The following is a 20,767-nucleotide window of genomic DNA, read 5'->3' as shown; positions in this document are numbered from 1 at the left end:
CCCCCCCCCCCCCCACCCCACCTTGAGCTCATGGACAGCCCAAGATCTTGCGGACGACCTCTTCCTCCTTGGCGGCCGCCTCCTTTACAGCCGTCTCCACATCTGCACCTTGGATGACGATCTTCTCCCACAGCTCGGCCTGGATGTTGTCTACCTCGGTCTGACCCACCTGCTCGACCGGCCGGGAGTAGTTCATGGACTCCAGGGCGATACGGAACTTTTCATCCGTGGCCAGCGACGGGTCCGAGACCAGCGCCTTCAAAGAGGGGAGGTCGCCGGCTTTCTGGAACCACTGGATCTGGGCATCTTTGCCGGTCAAGAACTGAACCCAGCGCCACGCCCACTCCGGGTTTCGGGTATCTTTGTTCACTACATATGCCCAGACGTGCAGCGGCGTGACCGGTTTCTTCCCCGCGGGGACCGGTGGCGGGGCCACGATCCAGTTGATCCCCTTCGCCTCCCGCTCCAGACGGCCCCGGGTAACGGGATGGTTGATGTAAAAGACAGCCTTGCCTTGCTCAAACTTGCGCTGACCCGTGAGGAACTTCGGGGAATCCACCGCCTCAGGGCCGGTCATCAGCTCCGCAACCAGCTTCCACGCGGCGATCCCCTGGGGCTCATCGTAGTTCACCTTGCAGGAGGCCGCATCCACAACCGGGCCATCGATGAAGCTATACATGGCTTGCGTGAAGACAGCCCAGCGGTAGCGGGTATCCAGACCCGCCTGGACGATGTTCCCTTGCGCGTCCCGCTTCGTACACCGGCGGGCCTGCTCCTCGAGCTCCTCCCAGGTCGCAGGAGGCTTGGCCGGATCACCCCCGCATTCCTTAAGCAGGTCTACATTGATGAAGAGGATCAACGTCTGGACGTCCGTGGGCAGGCCATAATACTTCCCACCGGACTTAAAGCGCTGGATAGCCGCCGGGATGAACGCCTCCTCGATCTGTTGAGAGGTCATCACGCTCTCCGGCACAGGCGCGAGGGCCCCTGCCTTGATGAGCTGCTCGGCCATCTCCATAGGGATCTGGAAGACATCCGGCCCGGTCTTGCTCGCCAGGGCTGTCAACAGCTTGTCGAAATACTGCTCGTAGGGGATGCTCTCAAATTTGATGGTGGCATTGGGATACTTGGCTTGGAATTCCTGGATCAACGCATCGACCACAGGCTTCCGCGCTTCATGGTGGTGCTGCCAGTGCACGATGGTGATCTGAGGCGGGGCCGTTGGAGAGGCGGGAGCAGCAGGCCCGCATTGCGCTGAGACCAGCGCGGCCAAGAAAAACATCAGAGTGATCTTATGTTTCCACTGTTTCCACATGGCACACCTCCCAGGCGTTTTGAGATCAATCCAATGGGACGTCCTCAATCCAGCCTGAGTAATCGCGCAGCGTTCCCCGCGAAGATCCTCTGGATATCCTCCTCCCGCAGCCCGATTTCATAACAGATCCGAAGCTGCTCCTCCAGATAACGGACCGCAAACCCACGAGGAAACCATTCGGAGTCGCTACCGAACAAGATGCGATCGGGCCCAATGGTCTCGACGAATCGGCGGAACAGATCTTTCAGGGTGAGCTCATAAGGCATCCAGCGGACCCATTCGTTGTTCCCAGAGGTGTCCACATACACGTTGCGGCATGACCAGCACAAATGTAAAAGCTCCCGCGGATAGCCGCATCCGAAATGGGGGATCACAAAAGGCACGTCGGGGAACCCTTTGGCCACATCGTGCAGCCTTAAGGGACTGATATTTTCATGGAAGGCGATCCCACCCCCGCCGCCCAAGATCCCGAAATGGATAAGCACAGGGATGCCCAGCTCCTCACACATCCGCCAGAGGGGATCCAAAGCCGGGTCATCGATCGGACCTCGCAGGGCAGGAGCCAGGATCTTGTAGCCTTTCAGGCCCAGATCCCGAACGGCGCGTCGTAGCTCGGAGGCCGCATCCGGGTGGAACGGATCATGGTGGGCAAAACCGATAAACCGGTCCGGATAGCGGCGCACGATCTCCGCCAGCTGGTCGTTCCCGCCGCCGGTCAGAAAGACCACATAATCCAGGCCATAGCGTTCCACTTCCGCAGCCCAGCGCTCCGCCTGGATCTCGGGGGGAGCTACCGGTTCTTCCGGGAAGGGGAAGGAGTAGGCTCGCCACCACCGCTCCTGGTACCATCGCGCATCCTGGCGCAGGCGCTCAAGTTTCTCCGCCCCGAAGCGGGCAGTGTGCTTCGCCTCCCAGTCTGCGAGATAGTTGTCCCGCGCTGGGAAATGCGCGTGGAAGTCAATGATCCGCAACCCCCACCGGCTGATCCGTCTCATCACAGCCCCCGTCGGATCCGCATCAGCCCTTCCAGCTCGAAAATGGCATACGCGACCGCCCCAAGAATGCCCGCCCGATCCCCCAGAGCGGAGAGTTGAAGGATCGGCATCGCTGGGACAACAGGCTCCAAGCGCCGCTGCAACCCCTCCAGCAGATAGGAGCCCGCGCGAGCCACCCCGCCCCCCAGCAGGATCATCTCCGGATCCACTACCGAGATCACGCTAGCGAGCATAATGGCCAGGTAATCCAGCGCCTCTTCGGCGACCGCACGGGCGAGCGGATCGCCTTCCCCCGCCGCTCGGAAGACATCGGTGGCCTCCAGGCGCCCTGCCTCGATCAGCGGCCGCAGCGTGCTGTCCGGAAACTCGGGCAGACGCTCCACCGCGCGCCGGGCGATGGAGGGCCCCGCGGCCAGGAGCTCCGTGCAGCCAAAAGTCTCATAAGCGCGGTGCAGCAGTGCGCGCTCCGGGATCACATAGCCGACCTCGCCCGCAGCGTAGTGGTGCCCCCGATACAGCTCACCGTTCAGAATGAGGCCCGCCCCAATCCCGGTCCCAATGAACACACAGACCAGATTCCGAACTCCCTTCCCAGCTCCGAACCATTTTTCCCCAAACGCTGCCAGATTCACATCGTTCTCAATAAAAGTTGGGATCCCCAATTCGTGCTCAACGACCGCCTTCAAGGGCAGATCCCGCCACTCAAAAGCAGGAGCCCAAATCACCCGGCCTTGATTAGGGTCCGTCACGCCAGGAACCCCGATGCCGATCCCTCGAATCGAATAGCCGCGCTGCTCCGCATGATCTAACAGCTCCCGAAGGCCTTTCATCAGCTGCTCCAGAGCCTCGGATGGCTTCCCATTCGGCTTGGATGGGCGTCGAACCTCCGTCATGATCTCGCCGTTCAGGTTGGCGATCGCTCCGACCAAATGCGTTCCCCCCAGATCCACTCCGATCAGGTGATAGGCTTCGTGATTGAGATACAGGGAACGGGGACGCCGCCCTGGCCCCCGATAACCCCGTGGGGCAGCATCCGCTTCCCGCTCGACCACCAAGCCATCTTCGATGAGCTGCCCGACCAGACGCGTCACCGTCGCAGGACTCAACCCCAACCGCCGTCCCAGCTCCGCCCGGGGAATGCCCGGATGCATCCGGATCAATTCCAGAATGGCCGATCGATTGATCCGTTCCAGCACCTCCGGACGGCCGATCTCCATTCCCTCCTCCATCCAAAGGTTTTAATTAATTTTGTTCGAAAAGAAAAAAATTGTCAAGCCCCAGAATCTCCAAGCTGAGGGTCTAACGGGTATGAGGAGTTAGAGATGAGGCCTTCCCATTTCCTGCAAGAAAACGTATCGGAATGCGGAGTTTTGAGGCGACTTCTAAACAAAGTACTGAGGCCCATGGGTCATGAAGAAACATTCCCAGGCGCTAAGAAAGCCCTTCTTTACAACTTCCTTGCCCCCTGTTCGAACGGTCCGACCTGAGAGGGCGGGCGAGGCGAAACAGTTACGGGCTCCTCGGTTGGGCCTCCAGGGCGACTTGGATGGCCTGGGCGCGGATCACCAATTCGGGGCCGAGCATGGCCTGCATCAGCGGGGTGAGGATCGGCATGGTATAAATCACGGTGACCGTGATCCGGTCCCCTTCGTAGATCACCGGGGTCGAGAAGGCCGCCTGATTCGGCTCAACGGTCACCGCGATCCGGCTGGGGTCCACCAGGGAAAGGGGAATCCAGCGAGTTTCGCTCAGCGCACGGGTGTAGGCTCGATACTGCACATTGTTGGGATCGTCACACTGAACATCAGGGTCAGCGCCTGGTGGCAGCTGGTTGTTCGGGTTCAGGCAGTAGGGGTTTACCGCTGCATACAGCGCGCCCTCCGCAGCGGCGTCATGGATGGCCAGCCAAACCACAAAAGCCCGCCCCAGATCGATCAGCCCCATCGCCAGCAACAACAGCACCGTGAGGCTCAGCGCCATTTCCACCAGCCCTTGCCCGCGCCGCATCGCCCCCTCCTACCGGATCAGCTTCATCCGCGGCCGCCCCATTGGGCCCAGGTTGGCCTGCGTCCTAATGGAGATCTTGGACCCGGAGAGATCGATCCGCCAGGCCAGGATGGCTCCGGCGTCGGTAACGATGTTGCCGGCCGAGGACATACGCACCAGCCCCACCGGCGCGTAGATCAGGCCGTTCCAGAAGATGTTGGGGGAGCTGATCTGGATGACCGGGCTCGTTGCGTCCTGGACCGGGCTGAAGAACAAAAGGTTCATCGCTGTATAGGGGTAGAGCCTGGAACAATCTGGGGAGCCGTCCCCATCGATATCCGGGCAGTTCTTCATGTTCACATCGATCCGTCCGGTCGCCGCAATGGTGATGGTGATCGGCGTGGTCCATCCGCTGGGGATGTTCAGCGTCACATCTCCTTGCACGTAATATAAAGCCTCGTTCACCAGACGATACGTGCTCAGGGTATTCGGGGTGCAATCCCCAAGGGTAGGCGTGTAAGGGGCGGTCGGATCCAGGGTCACCGCCTGATTTGAAGAAGGCCGCAGGCAGACTTTCTGGCCCGCGGCGTTCCAATAATTGCCGCCCGGGGCGAACTGATTCATGGTGTAGAGCCACGAGAGGCTCAAGGGAGTGGCTCCACTACAGCCCAGCCCGGCATCGTTCAATCCATAAGCGTCCCCGCCGTATTCGCACACTCCGTTCTCCAGGACCACATGGGACGTCTGCTGGGGATCGGCGTTGCTCAGGTTCAGGCCGCTGTTGGAGTGAATCCCTCCGCTGATGTAAATATCACTGCCGGTGAGGTTCATGGCGTTCTGATAGCATGGGCCGTTGGTGTTCTCGTTCTTGCAAAGGGCGGTCAGCGCATATTCACCAGAGCTCCAACCGGGGGAATAAACTGCGATGGCCTGCGCGGACACCCGTAGCGTCGCATGGCCGATAACCGCCGCCAGGAAGGAGCGGAAGGGGTTCCAGACGATGACGGTTACCCCTCGGGCGTTGGGGGGCACGGCACCTGCCGGGATGGGGATCCGTACGGTCTCCGAGATGTAGTAGAAGGCCTGGACGTTCGTGTTCGCTGCATCCCCCGGCTGGTCATCGGTGTCCGGAATGCCCTGGGCCTCCACAACTTGATGGATCGCCTGCAGGATGGCGGATTCGTCCCCCACCCCATGTTGGGCGAACCACAGGGCCCGTGTCCCGGCCAGCGCGCCCACGTCGGCGGCGTTCTGGGCCCGCCGCCGTTGGGCGTAGGCGTTGTTCCCATCGATGGCCAGCGCCGCCAGCCCGATGAGGGCCGGCAGCATTAACGCCACCAGCACCAGCGATTGGCCCGAGCGATCCCGCGCCATCGACCGCCTCCTTCCCCTAAGGGTTCGGCAGTTGATACGGGCCGAAATACACGCCGTCCGGGGGGAAGACGGTACGGCCCGCCTTATACTGAATCTGCGCTTGAGGCAACAACGCTTGAATGAAGGGGGTGATCGTCGAGACCGTCACCCGTACCTCGATCACCACCCGGTCCTCCCGTTTCAGGACGAAGTTCTTCTTCTTGTCAGACGGGGGCGGGCATGGGACAGCGGGGGCGAAACTGCTGGTGTCATAGCGGAACGGCTCGAACGAAACGAAATAGGTCTGCCCGGGGACAAGGGCGTTGGGAGGGGTCAGCACGAGCGCGGCCCTCAGGCGGTTGAGGAGCTCGACGTTACAGTATTGGTCCCATTGTTGTGTGGTCATTGAGGAAGCCGGAGCGTTCACAATGGCATACCGCAAGGCTTCCCGCACCCCGCCCGCCAGCTCGGCATAGATCAACAAGAGCCGCCCGAAGTCAGCGATGGCCATGACGAGAAACAGCAACAACGGCAATACCAACGCGAATTCCACCAATCCCTGCCCTCGCCGCCGCATGTGCACCCCCTGGATCGATGGGGAGGCAATTCACATCCCAGGAGAAAAAGACAGCTCGAGCCCTCCCCTTGGAGCAACCGGGCACTGGAGCACCCCGCTGCCCGGTTTTTCTTTTATAATACCGCAAATTGATCTAACAAGATCCGCATTAACCAATTTCATACACAAGTTATACTTTTATAACCTAACATTGAACAGCCAAAGTGTTGATTTTGAAGATATTTTACACCACAGTGATTTGCGGTAGTTTCCCCGAAGGATGCGCTCGAGGGCAGGCGCAAGGCCTGCCCTTATATCTTTCGCGCGCACCATGAGAGGCGCCGGGAGAGAAAAGGGGCTACGCGGCGAGGGAAATGGACCCACCTTCCTGATTTCTCCGTGGGGTGCAGGTCGCCTACGGCGGCCCACACCCTATGGAGAAAAAATGACCTGGAATGAAGCCCCCAGACCGGCAGGCGGAGAGAGCGCGGTTTAATGTTCGGACACACCCTGAAAGATCATGAGACGCGAGCAAGGACTTCCATCCGTCGCGTCCATGCGACCTGGAGTTCCTGAATCCGACGCTCGAGGGGGCGGAGCGCGGACAGGAGATCGCCACCGCCACGGATTGCCGAATCCAGAGGCTCTACATCCTTCTGCAGTTCCTCAACCTTCTGAAGGAGATCCGCATCGAACTGATAAAGCGCCTCGAGCGCTGCTTCCTCGACGCGGATGGCATCGAAGAATCCCGCATAGCCATAACGCCCCACCCGGATCTGATCCGCCAGCGCCTGAATCCGACGGACCAAGCGATCGATCTCATCCACGTGAGAGAGATCCCGGCCCGCCAGCTCGCGCTGGAGCCCCAATAGACGATCCGCCAGCTCCTGAAGCCGCTGACCGATGGTTTCACGGAGGATACGGTCCGCATCCCGCCGCTGTTCTTTTTCTTTGTACCCTGCGTAACCGGGAAGGAGTCGAAGCCAGCGCTCGAGAGCCGGACGGTTCGTTTTCACACGCTCTAGGATTTCATCCATGGAAACCTCCCGCAGCGATTAAGCCTCGCCTGGATTGCCTTGTCCGCCTGAATTTTGGGGATACCTGGTAGAGAGGCCGATGGCCCCTTCCCCTCCCCGCGGCCCGAAGGGCTGGATTCAGGACCGGCGGCCTTTCCCTTCCGCCAGTTCAACAATCTGGCGCAGCAAGGTCACCAGCGTAACAGCGCTCTGGACCAGGGCGGCCGGGGAGGGACGCCCGCTCCCCCCGCGCTCCTGCCGGGCCCGTATGTAGAGATAAGCAGCTAACATCCCGAACAGGGCGCCCAGCACCCCGCCCACCAACAACCACCGTCCCTCACGGTGCACGTCCATCCTCCTCAGCGACAGGTTGCTGGCCTTGCCTCTTAATGATAACCCAGGTGGGAGGCCAGCGCAGAGAAAACTTCGAGCGTTTTGCGCACGAGACAACCAAGACGCGTCACCCGGGTGCCGAGGTCGGAATCCATGAGGAAAAGGTCAAGGTTCGCACGTCCCGGGCTCGCCTCACTCCAATTTGTCAAACTCCAGGTATGATAGAAACGCGAGGAGTCCGAAGCCTCGCTTTCATCTGGAAACCGAGGAGGGAAGCATGCCGTTTGCGACAGTCAATGGGATCCGCCTTGTGTATGACATCCGCGGCCAGGGGATCCCGGTGCTCTGGATCCATGGCTTCCCCCTGGGCCGCTGGCTCTGGGATCCACAGGTGGAGGCTCTGGCAGATATCGCCCGCTCCATTACAGTGGACCTGCGGGGGTTCGGCGGAAGCAGCGCGCCCGAGGGACCTTACACAATGGAGACCTACGCCGCCGATCTGCGGGGGTTGTTGGATACTTTAGGGGTTGATCACGTGGTGCTGGCCGGTCTCTCAATGGGAGGCTACGTCGCCTTCGCCTTCTACGCCGCCTACCCCGAGCGGGTCCGCGGCTTGATCCTGGCCGACACCCGGCACCAGGCCGACACCCCGGAGGCTCGCGCCAACCGCTACGCGCTGATCGAGCGCATCCGCGCCGAGGGAACCCCCGCCGCTATCGAGGCATTCCTGCCCCGGCTGTTCGGCGCGACCACGCAGCGGGAGCGGTCAGAGTTGGTGGAGACCCTGCGACGCAAGATGCTAACCAACCCGGCCGCCGGGCTCATCGGCGCGCTCCAGGCGATGGCGGAACGTCCGGATCGCACGGAGCTCCTCCCCAGGATCCAAGTCCCGACGCTGGTGATCGTCGGCGAGGAAGATGGCGTGGCACCGCCTGAGGTGGCCCGCCAGATGGCCGAAGGAATTCCAAACGCCCAGCTGGTGGTGATCCCCCGGGCCGGCCATCTGGCCAATGTGGAAGCCCCCGAGGCTTTCAACGAGGGGGTTCGAAGTTTCCTGAGCAACTTGTGAGCCCTTTCTCAGGAAGGCAAGGCCTGCGGGCCCTCCACCGGTTCGCTAACCCGGGGAGGGCCCACTCCGAGGCTCGCCCCCATGCTTGTCCAGGCGATCGCCATGACGGTGGAGCAACGCGTCGTCGCTCGGGTGCGTCAGGTGGTCCGTGAGGCTGCTCATCGGTTCCAGCTCTTCCCCCCCGGGGAAACGGTCATCGTTGGCGTCTCCGGAGGGCCTGATTCCCTGTGTTTGCTGGATGTGTTGCGAGATCTGGCCTCAGAGTTCGGGATTGCCCTCCACGTGGCCCACCTTCACCATGGCCTGCGCGGGCTGGAGGCAGATGCCGATGCGGCCTTTGTGGCGGAGCTCGCCCAGGCGTGGGGGCTGCCTTTCACGATTGGGAAGGAAGACGTCCGAGCGCTGGCCGCCCGCGAGGGCGTTTCCTTAGAAGAAGCGGCCCGCCAGGCGCGCTATACGTTTCTGGCCGAGGTTGCCGCCCGAGTGGGAAGTCGCACCATCGCGGTGGCCCACCATGCGGATGACCAGGTGGAAACGGTGCTGATGCATCTCCTGCGGGGGAGCGGCCTGGCCGGGCTGCGGGGGATGCGCCCTCGAATGCTCCTTACCGAATACCACGGCCTCTTGCGTCGCCCCCCTGAAGGGCTCTGGCTGGTGCGGCCGCTCCTCGGAGTCTGGCGCCGGGAGATCGAAGCTTACCTACAGGCGAAGGGGCTGACCCCTCGCTTCGACCGCTCGAACCTGGACCTCACATTCTTCCGCAACCGGCTGCGCCACGAAGTCCTTCCTTTCCTGGAACGCCTGAACCCTCGCCTCCGGGAAACCTGGCGGCGGATGGCCGAGATCTTGGCGGCGGATTACGAATTCCTGGAAGGAACCCTCCGCCAGGTCTGGCCCACCGTGTTGGCCTCTGAAGAGCCGGAACGCATCGTCTTCGACCTCGCCCGCTGGCGGGAGCTTCCCCTCAGCCTCAAACGCATGGCGCTCCGGGAGGCCGCCTTTCGCCTGGCTCACCGCCTGCGGGATTTGGGATTCGAGCACGTGGAGGAGGCGATCCGCATGGCTGAGGAGGGCATGACAGGGGGCATGCTGACCTGGCCGGAAGGCCTCCAGGTGGTGATCGCCTACGGGAACCTGATCGTGGCTCGGGAGGGGGCAGCGTGGCCGGAACCCGATCTCCCATTGCTCGCCCATCCCCTCCCCCTGGAGCCGGGGGAGACCCGGTGGCCGGACGGCCGCTGGGTGGTCATCTGGGAGGAAATCTTCCCTTGGGATCCGAACCGGTTGCAGCATACGGATTTGTGGACTTTGTATCTGGATCCGGAGCGTTCAGGGACCCGCCTATCCTTCCGGGTTCGCCGTCCGGGGGACCGCTTCCACCCCGCCGGGATGCCCGGCCCGGTCCGCCTGAAAACCTTCCTGATTAACCGGAAGATCCCCCAGGCATGGCGCGATCGGTGGCCGTTGCTGGTCAACGAGCGGGATGAGATCCTGTGGGTCGCCGGCATCCGGCCCGCCGCGTTCATCCGTCCCGGCCCGGATTCCCGCCGGGTGTGGCGGATCGCCATCCGGCGGGCGACGTGAACGAAACGGGTGGGCTCCCCCTGGATTCCCCGGATCATCCTCCGATGATTTTCACCAACCCCACCCCAGCTCCCGCGAGGACCACCCATATGGCGTTGATGGGGAGACGGGCCAGGACCGCCAGGCTGGCCAGCCCGATCGCCACAGCCAGCAGGTCGACCAGAGAGGCGGGGATCAGCTGGATAAGGACGCCCGCCATCAGCCCCAGCGAGGCCGCGTTGACACCGTCCAGGAAGGCACCGATGACATGGGAGCGCCGCATCCAAGGGATCAGCGGGCCGGTCAGCGCGACGAACGCGAATGAGGGGAGGAAAACCCCGAGAGTGGCCAGCAGCGCGCCGGGGAGGCCGGCTAGAAGGTAACCGATGAACGTGACGGTGGTGAGTACCGGCCCGGGAGTCACCTGCCCGATGGCCACGGCATCCAGCAACTGAGCCTCCGTGAGCCACCCGGTGCGGGCCACGAAATCCGCTCGTAGGTAAGCGACCAGCACGTAGCCGCTCCCATACAGGATGGCGCCGATCTTGAGGAAGAGCAGGAACATCAGGGGAAGGCTGAAGGGGACTGGCGGCGAGGCGAGGGGAAGCAACGGCAACCCCAACACCCCGGCGAAGGGCAGGCGGAGCCGCGGCACCCCGCGGGCCAGCGCCCGAAGAAGGCCGGCGGCGATCAAAAGGAGCAGCTCGTGAACCCCCATCAGGTACAGCCCACAGACCACCAGGCCCAATAGGATGGAGAGGACATCGCGCAACGCCCGCCGCCCCAGATCCCAAATGGCTTGGACGATCAAGGCCAGGACCACAGGCTTGACCCCGTATAAGATCCCAGCGAGGGCTGGAACGGTTCGGAAATGCACGTAGAGGGCGGCTAGGGCCATCACGATGGCCATCGCGGGCATGATAAACGCCACACCCCCCAGCACCAGCCCCGGCCATCCCGCCCGCACGAATCCCAGGTGAATGGCCATCTCCGTGGAGTTGGGGCCGGGGATGAGATACGTGGCGCTCAGAAGATCTAGGAACTGAGCCTCCGTCACCCAGCGTCGACGGCGGACCAGCTCGCGGTGCATGATCGCGATATGGGCTGCCGGCCCGCCGAAGGCTGTGGAGCCCAGCCAAAGGAAGAACCCTAGCACCTCTAAGGCCGCGCCCCAACGGGGACGCTTTTCGGACCCTTCCATCCTTTCCCACTCCTGAAGAAGCAGGAATGCGCCGGCCTTCCGCAGCGCGTCCCGGACGTGGGCGCCTCAGAAGAAGCCCCTCATGGGGATAAGGCCACAGCAACCCCTTTGCAAATTAAGCCGTCGAAGGAAGACCGCTTCGCTTCCCCTCCCTTCCTCCGCCGCAACGGAGAAGAGGGGCGAGGCGCGGAATGATCCCGATGGAGGATGATGGGACCAACCCGAGCCCTCCGGATCGAGTTGCCAGGTCCCTCCATCCGGCGCCTGGGCGAACAAGATATTATAATGCTCCCGCGCCGTCATCTGAATTCGGGTAGTGAATCCCTGTTCCAGCTGGAGCGCCCAACCCGGGCGCGCCCGGACCCCGGGATCATTCCGCCATACCAGTCCGAATCCCCGAATCGACTGGAACAGCCCCGGAGGGGGCGTAAGCGCCGGATCATATTCCGGCCTCCCTTCCCCCAACAGATCAATAAACACCCGCCCTTGATGCCCCTGTTCATCGGCAGAGAGCACAAAGATCTCATCGCGAGCCTGGATCCAGATCGCGTGCCCGCGCTCGAAGGGCTGATAGGCAGCAAAGGAAACAACTGGAGGGCCTGACGGACATTCCGTCGGTGCGTTGGGGAAAAACCGCTGCTCTGGGCACCCTCGGAGGGGCAAGCGGAGGCTACGTGAGACGTAAACGCCGGATCTGTCCAAAACGAATAGTATATATTCCGGCGGCTGGCGTAGATGCAGCGGGGCGGTCACGATTTGCGAGCCAGTCGGCGAAACGGGAACGCCTTGAGGCAATCGGCTCCCCACCAGCGGATACAGCCAGGCTTGCGTGGCCCCCATGGATTCCCAGGTGAGCGTAAAAACCTCCCCTGGCATGATCGTCGCCCGATCCGCCTGGAAGGATAAAATCGCGAGGCCTGGCGCCCCGGGGGAAGCGACATGGGTTGGGGAGGCAACCGGCCTAATGATCCCAGGGGTCATGGGCATCCCACTCCCCGTCGGGATCAGCGAGGGAGATGAGGAAGACGGCATGGTGGCTAAACCTGTCGGCGCGGGTCTGGAGGGCATCCGTGCTGATAGAAGCAGGGCGATGCTCAACAGAGGGCTTTTCAGCCCTACACATCGGTGTCGTCGCATTTGAACCCGTGTAAAACAAGTTAGGAGAAGTGGTCCCAATGGGAAGGATGTAGGGGCAGGCCTTGTGCCTGCCCATCGGGGCGCCCACCAAGGATGTCCCTACCCCACCCCACAGCCATGCCCCAACGAAATCCCCTGCAGGAAGATGATCTCCACGCGTTGGATGCGATCCCTTCAATCGTTAAGGCTTTCCCTGCTCACCCTCCTCCGGACGAGCGAGATCCTGCAACGCTTCCACGTCCCGAATCAGGATATAACCGCCCCGCTCCGTGCGGATCCATCCGGCGCGGGTCCACCGGCTCAGGATACGGATCGCCGTTTCCAGCGTAGTCCCCGCCATGCGGGCGATGTCCTCCCGCGAGAGCGGGATCGTGAGCCAGACCCCTTGAGGGTCCGAGCGCCCCGCCCGCTCCGCCAGGGTCAGCAACACGTAGGCGATGCGATTTTCCACCTTCTCGAGGATGAGAGCGCGAATGGACATTGCATGCTCCAGCCGCCGACCCAACATCTGCAGCAAACGGACCGCCACTCGAGGGTAACGCTCCAGGAGCTCCAGATAGGCGGAACGGGGAAGCCGCAGGACCGTAACAGGAGTTGCCGCTTGAGCCGTAGCGGGGTTGCGGCTGAGCAGGAGGGTCGCACCTCCAAACACCTCGCCCGGACCCAGAAGCTCCAAGATCACCTCCTTCCCCGGCGATGCGTGCCGGAGCATGCGAACCCGTCCGCTGGCCACAATCCAGACCGCATCCGCTTCGTCCCCTTGGTAGAAGATGAAGTGCTCGGGCGGGAAGGAAAGCACCTCCACCCAGTGACCGATCTCGTGGTAAGCCTCCTCATCCAGGCCGCTGAACAGCGGGACGGACCGTAAGACTTCCATCAGCGTGCGCATGAACCTGGCCCCAAACCGATGGTTCCTCGGGTAGGGATAGGCCTTGTGCCTGCCCCTTATGAGTTTACGCTGAAAATCGGTTCCTGTGCCCATCCCTGGCCGGATACCCTTCATTCGGAGCTCGATCGGCGCGCTCTCGAAATAGACCCCCACCTTTTGACCGGATCTCAGGTGCTTCATGATGGAATCCAATTTCAGTAGGTTGACGATGGGGAATCGGCGATGCTGGAAACAGGCGATGGTCTTGGGACTGATGGCTCTGGCGATGGGGTTCATCGCGCTCTTGAGCTTAGACGCCGCGTCCCGACCGGCCTGGGGGGATCCGTCCCACCCGGTGTGGTATTACGGGCGCCTGGCTCCCTTCGGGGAGCTCCTGGCCCGAGGCGTGGTGCCCCACTGCCACGACGGCTTGGAGCCCGGCATCATCACACGCGGTGACACCAACGAGGAGCTGGCCGCCGCCACCGGCTTGGACCTTCCCGGCGCGGATCCTGTCCGGATTCAAGCCCTGAGGAACGCAATGAGGGCTTCGTCCTCCCTGCCCCAAGGCTCCTCTCGCCCATCAACGCGACCGACGTCCCAACACGGATCCCGAGTCCGAGGAGGGAAGAGAAAACCCGGAGGGCCGTTGGAAGGATCCCCTGCCGACGCCAGAGGATTGGGCGGAGCAGAGCGAACGCCATCAGAGGCTTCGGGGGGCTATCGCCAATCTATCCCCCGCCCAGCGGATCGTCGTGGTGCTGCGCTATTACCAGGAACTCAGCGAAAAGGAGATCGCGGAGATCATGGGGTGCAGCATCGGGGCCGTCAAGCACTACCTGTATGAAGTGCGTTTGCGCCTTCGAGCGGCTTTGGATGAAAGGGAAGGCTGAGATCGGAATCCGCAACCCCGTCGCTTCCCAAGTTCACGGAACGGAGGTCCTGAGATGGATGAGCTGGAGCTGAGCCATATGCTGAAGGAGATGGCGGAGCGGGCGTTCCCGAGGGAGGCGAATCTGTGGCCCCGCCTCCGTGCCCGGATCGAAGCCTCCTCCCAGCCAGCCGGCATCAGGCGATGGATCCGGCAGCTGCTGGCGTGGGGCCTGCTCGCCCTCTTGCTGGCCCTGGGGGTCGGAGTGGGCGCCTGGGCAGGGAACCTCTAGGAGCGCTTCGCCTTGGCTCGCGGGCCGGCGAGCGCCCAGCTGCTAACACCCATAGGACTACAACAGGAGCGGGATGGATATCGCATCACGTTGGAGTGGGCGTACGCGGATTGGAACTCGATCTTCATCGACTATCGAATCCAGGGCCCATCTCAGGCCAACGAACGGCTGGAGATCCCCAAGATCCGTCTCACCGATGACGCCGGCCGCGTGTTTCAACCGGAGGCGGAAGAGGGCTTGATCGGGACCTCCACGCTCATGGGCCTGACCCTCCTTCCGGGCGAACAGGTCTCCATCGTCGCCTTCGACGCGTGGGAAGGCTTCCCGCTTCCCGACACGTTGCGGCTGCAAGCGACCCTCCAGTTGAACGTGATCCCGATCTCGGGATCCGAGGAAAGCTTGCAGAGGATCCCCCCGGCGCAGGGCGGACGATCGGACCTTTCACGTCCACCTTCGCCGTTCCCGTGCATCCTGGCGATCGGCTCGCAACACCGCAGGCAGCCGTCGCAAATGGAGTCCGAGTCACTATGGAAAAGCTGATCGTGACCTCTTCCAGTACGAAAGCGCGATTGTGCATCACCCCCCAGATCCCCAGCGATCGTGGGATCTGGGCCCTCAGCTGACCTTGGGCCCGCACACCGCTTACGGCGGGGATCCGCCCGGATGGGGAAGGGTGCTTCCGAGTTTTCTTCCTGATCGGATCCACCAACCCGCGCCAGCGAAAGGGAGCCCTTCAGATCCGGGGGCTGATTGGATGGGACCTGGAACGCCCGACGGAGAGCGTGCACCTGACTGGTCCGTGGGTCTTCCCACGGGCCCCATAGAGCCAGGGGGGATGTCAATTGTAGGGGCGCCCCTTGTGGGTGCCCTTACAATCATTCCCTGGAACCGTTCCGTGACTCAACGTCATCTATGTCACCCGGATGGGTGACTAGATGACCGGTCCCTTCCGGCTTCCTCAACCGGGTGCTCGTCGACCGGTGGTCGCCCACCGTTCCGCCGCAGCGCCGATCCCCACCGGCGTCCCTTCCCGCGGAACTCGCGGTAGGGCCTTTTGGGGGTCCCCACGCGATCCTCAAGATCGCGTGGGGTGCCCCTTTGCGGGCAACCAACCCATCAGCCCGCAAATGCGGCGCGGCCTTTGGCCACCGATCCTCCCCATCGGCTTGGTTCTCGCCGAATGGGAGAGGACCGACGAACTGCAACAGGTGATCACAAAGACAGCAGCAGGTGTCAACCCCGGTTTTCGGCTGCGAAACAAGGTCCTTTCGCCTCCCGCCTTCTGCTCTGCGATCTCCTACCGTTCTCCATCGCCTCGCCCCATTTGGAGGGTGAAGGGCGAGGACCCTACCCCCCTGGAGAGCCAGAGGAAACGGTTGGCTACGAGGGGCGAGCTCCTCAACGAGAAGTTGACGAAATCCCTCTTTCTCACGTATGCTGAGTGAGCACTCACTTTCAGGGAGGCATGGATGGCCACGCGGATGGCGGCGGATGCCCGGCGGGCTCAGATCCTGGAGGCCGCCGCGCGGGTCTTCGCCCGTTATGGGTTCCGGGGGAGCACCACCCGTGCAATCGCCCAGGCCGCAGGGGTGGCCGAGGGCACCCTCTTCCGCTATTTTCCGACAAAACGTCACCTCCTCCTCGCCCTGTTCGAGACGCTGACGATCCAACCCATCCAGCAGCAACTCCAGAAGCTGGAGTCCATGGAACCCCAACAATGGCTAGAAACTTTCCTCACTGAACGACTGACGGCGATGCGGGCCCAGCTTCCCCTGATGCAGGCTTTGTATCAAGAGATCCGCACCGACGAAGCGGTACGCCAAGCGTTCATCACCCAAGTGGTCCAGCCCTTCTTGGAACAGGTACGGAACATGTTGGCGTTGGAACTGCGCCGTCGCAACCGGCCATTGCATCCGGGCCTCGTTCTCTGGGCGATCTGGGGGGCTCTTCATGGAGTGACGATCTTCGGTATGGAGCTCGATCCGGACCTGGCCACTCTTCCTCCCGAGCAGGTGGCTCGGGAGCTGTCCGCCCTTCTCCTTTGGGGGTTAGAGGGGAACCCGAACCAGTCGGGTTAACGATGATGCTGCTCGCCGCCGGAGAACCCTTCCGGGAGGTGAACCACCCATGCGAGGTCGTAGGCTGTGGTTGTTCGGCGCGCTGATCGCAGCGGTTGCGATCGGCGCCTGGGCCCTCCTCGAACGCGTCCGGGCGCAACCGTCCGCGTCCCCTGAGACGGTAACCATCCGGCGCGGGACGCTTCGGATCACTCTGAGCGCGGCGGGCAAGATCCGCCCGCGCGCCCAGGCGGTCCTGAACTTCGCCACCCCCGGCACGGTCGCAGAGATCTTCGTCCGGGAGGGGGAAACGGTCCGCAAGGGGCAACCCCTGGCCCGTCTGGACACATCGGACCTGGAGTTGGCCGTGCGTCAGGCCGAGATCGCCTACCTCACCCAGCAGGTGGTTTACAGCCAGACCGTCCAGGGGCCCAAGCCCGAGGAGCTCGCGGCGGCCCGTGCCGCGGTGCGCAGCGCCCAAGCAGCCCTGCAGGCGCTGGAGAAGGGGCCGGATCCTCTTGATCTGGAGATGGCGCGATTGAACTATGAGATCGCCAAGAACGCGCTCTGGCAGGCGCAGCTGACCCGGGATAAGACGGCGGGTTCCCCGCTTTCAGCGCCCGTGGATCTCGATTTGGCGAACGCTCGAGTCGGGCAGGCGGAGCTCCAAGCCGAGGTCGCCCGGCTTCAGTACGAGAAGCTCCGGGCCGGAGCCCGGCCCGAACAACTGGAGGCCGCCCGGGCCCAGCTCGCCCAGGCCCAAGCCAACCTGGCTCGGCTGCAGCCGGACGCCCTCACGGTGGAGCGGATGCGCCTGCAGCTGGAGCAGGCCCGCCTGCAGCTCGAACAGGCGCGGCGGCAGCTGGAACAGGCGACGCTGACCGCGCCCTTTGACGGCACCGTCATCGCCCTGAACATCGAGGTTGGTCAGGCAGTGGGCGCGGGCGTCCCGGGAGGAGCGATCGTCCTGGCGGATTTAAGCGATCTCCACTTAGATCTGACGGTGGACGAGGTGGATGTGGTGCGCCTGAAAGAAGGAATGTCGGTGGAGATCACCTTGGATGCCATGCCCGGCCGTACGTTCCGAGGCCATATCGAATCCATCGCCCCCGCTGCCATCGAATCCGGAGGCGCCGCCACCTACCGTGTTCGGGTGATCCTGGACGAGCGGGATCCTGCCCTGCGGGTGGGAATGAGCGCCACTGTGGAGATCGAGGTGGAACGCCGGGAGAACGTGCTCCTCGTGCCTAACGCCGCGGTCCGCCGGGATCGGGAGACTGGCCGGGCTTTCGTGAACCGTGTGGTTGGCGACCGCGTGGAGGAGGTGGAGATCCGCCTGGGCGCCCAGGGCGAGACCGAAAGCGAAGTGGTGGAGGGTTTGCGCGAAGGCGATGTGGTGGCCCTGGGCGAGATCGGGCCGTCCGCGGCGTTCCGTTTCTTCCGGTTCGGGCGCTAAGGCTGGCCCCCCGCTGAGGATCGCTGCTTCCCCGTCGTACGGAAGGAGGAGGTCGGTTGTGCGGACCGCGTTTTGGATCGAGAACATCCGCCAAGCCCTGGAGACCCTCGCATCGAACCGGTTGCGGGCCGCTCTGACGCTGCTGGGCATCCTGATCGGGGTGGCTGCCGTCATCGCCATGGTGGCCATCGGACGGGGCGTTCAACATTACATCAACGCCCAATTCGCCGCCATCGGCACCAATCTGATTTTTGTCATCCCCCAGGCGGCAACCGAAGGGGGGACCACCGGGGCTGCCCTACAGGACATCTCATCCCTCACCATGCGAGACGTGCAGGCCATCGAGCGGGCGGTCCGCGGCCGGACGACGGCGGTCGTCCCGGTCGTCCAGCGGTTCGGGCCGATCGAGAGCGAAGGCCGGGAGGCGGTGACCGTCATCCTAGGCACCACGCCCGGCTACGCCCCCGCCCGCAACTGGCGCCCCCTCTACGGCACGTTCCTGGAGGAAAGCCATATCCTGAACCGATCACGTGTGATCGTGCTGGGCCTGACCCCGGCCCGCCGCCTCTTCCCCGAGCTCCCGAACCCCGTGGGGAAGACCGTGCGGATCAACGGGATCCCCTTCCGGGTGATCGGGGTGATGTCCGATAAAGGTGGCAGCGCCTTCGGCGATTACAACGACCTGGCCTTCATCCCCCTCCCGGTGGCCCAAGAGATCCTCTACGACGCCCGGGATCGACGCACCGGCGATCTCTTGGTCACCGGGATCATGCTGCAGGTGGCCCGGGCGGAATATTCGGACGAGGTTGTTCGGACGATCACGGAGGTTCTTCGCGAGCGTCACCGGATCCGCTTCCAGGATGAAGATGATTTCACCGTCCTCACCCAGTTTGAGTTGATCTCGATCTTCGGACAGATCTCTAATGTGCTCACGATCTTTCTGGGGGCACTGGGCGCCATCTCGCTGCTGGTGGGCGGCATTGGGATCATGAACATCATGCTGGTTTCAGTGACCGAGCGGACCCGGGAGATCGGCCTGCGGAAAGCGGTGGGCGCTCGACGCCGAGATATCCTGATCCAGTTCCTCACCGAGGCCACCCTGATTACCATGTTGGGCGGTGCGCTGGGGACCGTGGGGGGAGCGCTGCTGGCCTCGCTCATTGGCGTCCTCAGCCGGGGCGAGGTGCAGGCGGCGGTGGGGTGGGATACGGTGGCCCTGGCAGTAGGGGTGAGCGCCGCCGTCGGCCTCTTCTTCGGCCTCTACCCAGCCTGGCGGGCCGCTCAGCTGGATCCGATCGTCGCATTGCGATACGAATAACGCGCTCGGGAATCCGTCCGAGCGCTTTGTGTGTTCTTAGCTTTGTGGGGTTGGGGCGATCCGCTGCTTCTTCTGATTCAGCGAATTGCAAGCTGGGATGGAGGAGCACATCAATGCTTGCCCTTCTTCAGGAGAACCTTCAGACAGCCGCCCAAAGCCTGTTGGCCAATAAGCTGCGAACGATCCTGAGCCTGTTGGGCATCCTCATCGGGGTGGGCGCGGTGGTCGCCCTGCTGGCCGCCGGCCAGGGCGTTCAGGACTACATCCAGCGCCAAGTTCAGGCAGTCGGGCCGAACGTTCTGTTCGTGTTCCCCGGGGGATTTTCCCAGACTGGGATCACACGAGCCGCGGCCCAGCAATCCGGCCTGATGCGACCGGCCTTGACGTTGGGAGACGCCCGAGCGCTGCAGGATCCCCTTCGGGCGCCGGATATTGCCATGGTGGCCCCCGTGGTAGCCCAAACCTTTCCAGTGGCGTCGGAGAAAGAGCGAGCCATCACCACCGTGCGCGGGGTGACGCCGGAATATCGGATCGCCCGGAACTGGCGGGTGGATCGGGGACGATTCATCGAGCTGGAAGATGAACGGACCCGCGCCCGGGTAGCCCTCCTGGGGGCCGAGACCGCCCGCACGCTCTTCGGCGAGCGGGATCCCGTGGGGCAACTGATTCGAATCCGGGACGTCCCCTTCCGAGTGATCGGTGTGCTGAGCCCCAAGGGGGGGACTTCTTTCGGCAATGAGGATGAAGTGGTATTGATCCCTTTGAGCACCATGCATCAGTACCTTTACGGCCTGCGCGGGCGGGGGGGAGAGCCGGGCCTCAGCGCCATCGTGCTGGTGGCGCGTTCCCCCGAACGAATCCGGGCGGCCCAGGAGCAAGCTACCGCGATCCTGCGGGAGCGCCATGGGATCCGATTCCGGGAAGATGAGGACTTCACAGTGGTCTCCCAGGAGGAGATCCTCAGCCTCTTCGGAAATCTCACGACGATCCTCACCGCTTTCCTCTCGGCCATTGCAGGGATCTCCCTCTTGGTCGGAGGGATCGGGATCATGAACATCACCCTGGTTTCCGTGCGGGAGCGGACCCGGGAGATTGGCCTGCGGAAAGCGGTGGGAGCCCGGCGGCGGGATATCATGGTTCAGTTTCTGATCGAGACGGTGCTCCTTTCGCTGATCGGAGGCGCATTGGGGGTCTTGTTGGGGATCCTCACCGCCCAACTGATCTCCGCGCTAGCCGGAGGGGTATTCCGGGCCATCGTGACCCCTGGGGCTGTCCTGCTGGCGGTAGGGATCAGCTCGGCGGTCGGCATCTTCTTTGGCCTTTACCCGGCCTGGCGAGCCGCTCGCTTGGATCCCATCGTCGCGCTGCGATATGAATAACC

The 20,767-nt window shown here is 63.1% G+C and carries 19 protein-coding genes and 1 pseudogene; 9 read left to right on the top strand and 11 right to left on the bottom strand.

Annotation, left to right across the window (positions count from 1 at the left end; all coding sequences use genetic code 11):
* Positions 1-28: 28 nt before the first annotated feature.
* The 8 genes from ACFMO5_RS05920 to ACFMO5_RS05885 form a co-directional block, all read right to left on the bottom strand.
* Positions 29-1,315: an ABC transporter substrate-binding protein gene (locus ACFMO5_RS05920; RefSeq protein WP_376791831.1), complete on the bottom strand. Its 1,287-nt coding sequence runs from the start codon at positions 1,313-1,315 to the stop codon at positions 29-31.
* Between the two features lie 44 nt (positions 1,316-1,359).
* Positions 1,360-2,310 (bottom strand): amidohydrolase family protein, encoded by a 951-nt coding sequence (locus ACFMO5_RS05915; protein WP_376791830.1) that lies wholly within the window; start codon positions 2,308-2,310, stop codon positions 1,360-1,362.
* The gene (locus ACFMO5_RS05910) at positions 2,310-3,527 is read right to left on the bottom strand and encodes an ROK family protein (protein WP_376791829.1); all 1,218 of its coding nucleotides are present in this window, start codon (positions 3,525-3,527) and stop codon (positions 2,310-2,312) included. The genes ACFMO5_RS05915 and ACFMO5_RS05910 overlap by 1 nt, the downstream gene beginning before the upstream one ends.
* A 292-nt stretch (positions 3,528-3,819) precedes the next feature.
* Positions 3,820-4,317: a TadE/TadG family type IV pilus assembly protein gene (locus ACFMO5_RS05905; protein WP_376791828.1), complete on the bottom strand. Its 498-nt coding sequence runs from the start codon at positions 4,315-4,317 to the stop codon at positions 3,820-3,822.
* Between the two features lie 9 nt (positions 4,318-4,326).
* Positions 4,327-5,670 (bottom strand): pilus assembly protein TadG-related protein, encoded by a 1,344-nt coding sequence (locus tag ACFMO5_RS05900; protein ID WP_376791827.1) that lies wholly within the window; start codon positions 5,668-5,670, stop codon positions 4,327-4,329.
* A 16-nt stretch (positions 5,671-5,686) separates the two neighbouring features.
* Positions 5,687-6,226 (bottom strand): TadE/TadG family type IV pilus assembly protein, encoded by a 540-nt coding sequence (locus tag ACFMO5_RS05895; RefSeq protein WP_376791826.1) that lies wholly within the window; start codon positions 6,224-6,226, stop codon positions 5,687-5,689.
* Positions 6,227-6,723: 497 nt separating this feature from the next.
* Complete coding sequence (locus ACFMO5_RS05890; protein ID WP_376791825.1) at positions 6,724-7,242, bottom strand: hypothetical protein; 519 nt, start codon at positions 7,240-7,242, stop codon at positions 6,724-6,726.
* Positions 7,243-7,359: 117 nt separating this feature from the next.
* A complete protein-coding gene (locus ACFMO5_RS05885) occupies positions 7,360-7,569 on the bottom strand; it encodes a hypothetical protein (RefSeq protein ID WP_376791824.1) in 210 nt (69 codons plus the stop codon).
* 262 nt (positions 7,570-7,831) lie between these two features.
* On the opposite strand from ACFMO5_RS05885, the gene ACFMO5_RS05880 reads away from it, so the two are divergent.
* Both ACFMO5_RS05880 and tilS read left to right on the top strand, forming a co-directional pair.
* Positions 7,832-8,623, top strand: a complete 792-nt coding sequence (locus ACFMO5_RS05880) for an alpha/beta fold hydrolase (protein ID WP_376791823.1) — start codon at positions 7,832-7,834, stop codon at positions 8,621-8,623.
* 81 nt (positions 8,624-8,704) lie between these two features.
* Positions 8,705-10,207 (top strand): tRNA lysidine(34) synthetase TilS, encoded by a 1,503-nt coding sequence (tilS, locus tag ACFMO5_RS05875; RefSeq protein WP_376791822.1) that lies wholly within the window; start codon positions 8,705-8,707, stop codon positions 10,205-10,207.
* A gap of 34 nt (positions 10,208-10,241) precedes the next feature.
* On the opposite strand, the gene chrA is transcribed toward tilS, so the two are convergent.
* The 3 genes from chrA to ACFMO5_RS05860 form a co-directional block, all read right to left on the bottom strand.
* Entirely contained in the window at positions 10,242-11,387 is a 1,146-nt protein-coding gene (chrA, locus tag ACFMO5_RS05870; protein WP_376791821.1) for a chromate efflux transporter, read from the bottom strand.
* Between the two features lie 66 nt (positions 11,388-11,453).
* Complete coding sequence (locus ACFMO5_RS05865) at positions 11,454-12,368, bottom strand: hypothetical protein (protein ID WP_376791820.1); 915 nt, start codon at positions 12,366-12,368, stop codon at positions 11,454-11,456.
* 337 nt (positions 12,369-12,705) lie between these two features.
* Positions 12,706-13,413, bottom strand: coding sequence for a Crp/Fnr family transcriptional regulator (locus tag ACFMO5_RS05860; RefSeq protein WP_376791819.1), 708 nt, complete (start codon positions 13,411-13,413; stop codon positions 12,706-12,708).
* A 578-nt stretch (positions 13,414-13,991) separates the two neighbouring features.
* On the opposite strand from ACFMO5_RS05860, the pseudogene ACFMO5_RS05855 reads away from it, so the two are divergent.
* The 7 genes and pseudogenes from ACFMO5_RS05855 to ACFMO5_RS05825 all read left to right on the top strand — a co-directional run.
* Positions 13,992-14,285, top strand: a pseudogene (locus ACFMO5_RS05855) (RNA polymerase sigma factor); the annotation flags it as partial.
* A gap of 54 nt (positions 14,286-14,339) precedes the next feature.
* Positions 14,340-14,555, top strand: coding sequence for a hypothetical protein (locus ACFMO5_RS05850; RefSeq protein WP_376791818.1), 216 nt, complete (start codon positions 14,340-14,342; stop codon positions 14,553-14,555).
* Positions 14,556-14,567: 12 nt separating this feature from the next.
* Complete coding sequence (locus tag ACFMO5_RS05845; protein WP_376791817.1) at positions 14,568-15,095, top strand: hypothetical protein; 528 nt, start codon at positions 14,568-14,570, stop codon at positions 15,093-15,095.
* Positions 15,096-16,024: 929 nt separating this feature from the next.
* Positions 16,025-16,633, top strand: coding sequence for a TetR/AcrR family transcriptional regulator (locus tag ACFMO5_RS05840; RefSeq protein WP_376791816.1), 609 nt, complete (start codon positions 16,025-16,027; stop codon positions 16,631-16,633).
* A gap of 49 nt (positions 16,634-16,682) precedes the next feature.
* On the top strand, positions 16,683-18,068 hold the full coding sequence (locus ACFMO5_RS05835; protein ID WP_376791815.1) for an efflux RND transporter periplasmic adaptor subunit: 1,386 nt from the start codon (positions 16,683-16,685) through the stop codon (positions 18,066-18,068).
* A gap of 58 nt (positions 18,069-18,126) precedes the next feature.
* Positions 18,127-19,386 carry an ABC transporter permease gene (locus ACFMO5_RS05830; RefSeq protein ID WP_376791814.1) on the top strand — a complete coding sequence of 420 codons (1,260 nt, stop codon included), beginning with the start codon at positions 18,127-18,129 and terminating at the stop codon, positions 19,384-19,386.
* 113 nt (positions 19,387-19,499) lie between these two features.
* The gene (locus tag ACFMO5_RS05825) at positions 19,500-20,765 is read left to right on the top strand and encodes an ABC transporter permease (RefSeq protein ID WP_376791813.1); all 1,266 of its coding nucleotides are present in this window, start codon (positions 19,500-19,502) and stop codon (positions 20,763-20,765) included.
* Positions 20,766-20,767 lie beyond the last annotated feature (2 nt).

It is taken from the genome of Thermoflexus sp., from assembly GCF_042408365.1.
GTDB lineage: Bacteria > Chloroflexota > Anaerolineae > Thermoflexales > Thermoflexaceae > Thermoflexus.
The sequence above is the reverse complement of the archived record's forward strand: the minus strand, read 5'-3'. Positions and strand labels throughout refer to the sequence as shown.